A 1,913-nucleotide genomic window follows, 5' to 3' on the forward strand; every position below is an offset into this window, starting at 1 on the left:
GGCAACGGCCTGATCTATGGCCGCGCGATGTGCCGCACTCGCCTCGACTAAAATCTTTTCACGGCTATCACCGAGTTCGGCCGTACGCACTTTGGATGCAGCAGTTGCATCGATCTTAGCCTGGATTGCTGCGCCAAAGCTCGACGCGGCAGTGCCAAGTCCGGCACCTGATCCGCTCGTCGATCCACCAGATCTTAATGCGGCTAGGTCTTTATCTAAAGCCGCCTCCTTGGAGCCTAATTCACGTTGCTTATCTGCCAAGACGCTTCGGGTGTATATCTCCTCACGGTCGATCCAATGCCCTAACGTATCGCGCTTCATGAAGTTACAAGCGCCGGCATGATCATTGATGCAGAAGCTCTCGTAATCGTCGGAACGATCCCGTGGCGTCGATACTGGTGGCAGCTGGGGTCTGGACTGTGCACTACCGGGTGATCCAGTACTCCCACCCACCGACGAGCCACCATGAGATCCAGCGGGGGATACCGATATATCCACCTGAGCATAGGCAGGGCTTACACAAAGTAGAGCGATGATGACTGAGATGATTCTTTTCATGACCAATCCCTCAACGCTTGGTGGCGTTAGTCAGTTGATCTAAGGTTGCTTCGATACCACTGAGCTGCGTCTCAAACACACTGATCGCTGCCCAGAAATTTGGCTCCGAGAGTTGCGTGAATTGAGGCCACATGAGACTTGGAAACTTGTTGTTGAAGAAAGACAGAAAACATCGGACCGAGAATGTAAACATTACACTATTTAGTAATAAAAAAGCAAAAACTTTCTTATTAACTCCATAAGTACAAATACTTGGGTTACCCAAAAAACGACAGTTGTGCAGCGATGGAGAATGCATGACATTGAGCTTTACGCTCTACAACCTTTTTAAAACACCGCCAGCACCATGATATGTATCGCAACTTAAAAGATATCTTGCTCCACCAGGAATAGTCTCAAACTCGATATTGATAATATCGTCGGGAAATGGCTGACCAATGGAGATATCAAAAACAGAGCAGGTACCAGGCATTTCCTTAATCAGACCTTTTTGTAAAAAATCTTTTAGACTATCTGCGATCTGGTACAGTGCAGTTGGCGATTTAATCTCAAAATAATGGGTTAATAGTTCTTCTGCCGTTTTCATCAAAATTTCCCCTGTTCCTTTAGCCAAGTGTTTGGAATATGTTCAACAACAATTTGATTTCCACCGCCTACAAGTCCACGTTGCGAAGCAGCTACTCCTTCGTATAGAGAAGTTCCAGGCGGGACTTCAATTTTAACCCAATGGGTACCTGTGTTACCCCAAGTAGGATCTAATGCTGAATCGATAATTGATTGGATTGGACCTGAAGGCTTATCTCTTGTCCAGAATCGCCCTAAGCGATCTCCATTTTCAAAAGACTTCCCCTGAACTCGATATAACGTTAATGATCCGGTATTTTTATAAGAGAAATAAGAAGAACTCCTAAAAGTATCCGCAAGTGTCCCATTGCCCACGGGTATTTCATGCATTCTTCCAGCGCTCATTGGTCCATGTCGACTAACGTCAGAAGCACTTTTTGCGAATCTCTCTAAATCGCCTGCTCCCCACCCAATTTCATTCGCACCGTCTAAAACCCTACTAGCCCCATTTACAGCCTCATCAAGCCCAGCAAGCTCCCCCGCGACGGCACTACCAGCTCGCGCCTCGACTTTTGCCGCCTTCGATACCTCTGCGAATATCGCTAAACTCTCACTCGCCGCAGCGAGCGCTTTGTAGCTGGGTCCTACCACCGGCGCCATCGCAAGTACGGCGCCGACCATTGCCATACTGCGCTCCGACCCCGTCAGCATCTCGCCACCGAGTAGGCGTCGCCCCGTGCGGGCTTCGTAATAGTCCTTGGCAAAAGACAGCGTCATCGCAACGCCCACAG

Annotated in this window: 3 protein-coding genes; all 3 read right to left on the reverse strand. The window is 48.7% G+C overall.

All coding sequences use genetic code 11. From position 1 onward, the window contains the following. On the reverse strand, nt 1–558 hold a 558-nt coding region (locus FJ146_19955; GenBank protein ID MBM4254247.1), incomplete at its 3' end, for a hypothetical protein. Nucleotides 559–874: 316 nt separating this feature from the next. Further along, a complete protein-coding gene (locus FJ146_19960; GenBank protein MBM4254248.1) occupies nt 875–1,144 on the reverse strand; it encodes a hypothetical protein in 270 nt (89 codons plus the stop codon). After that, nucleotides 1,144–1,899: a hypothetical protein gene (locus FJ146_19965; GenBank protein ID MBM4254249.1), complete on the reverse strand. Its 756-nt coding sequence runs from the start codon at nt 1,897–1,899 to the stop codon at nt 1,144–1,146. The genes FJ146_19960 and FJ146_19965 overlap by 1 nt, the downstream gene beginning before the upstream one ends. Between the last annotated feature and the right edge of the window lie 14 nt (nt 1,900–1,913).

The sequence above is a fragment of the Deltaproteobacteria bacterium genome (genome assembly GCA_016874735.1).
GTDB lineage: Bacteria > Bdellovibrionota_B > Oligoflexia > Oligoflexales > CAIYRB01 > CAIYRB01.

What these genes read in the sequence shown, in the direction of transcription:
- FJ146_19960 (MBM4254248.1), bottom strand. Translation starts at nt 1,144, where the DNA reads ATGAAAACGGCAGAAGAACTATTAACCCATTATTTTGAGATTAAATCG.
- FJ146_19965 (MBM4254249.1), bottom strand. Translation starts at nt 1,899, where the DNA reads ATGACGCTGTCTTTTGCCAAGGACTATTACGAAGCCCGCACGGGGCGA.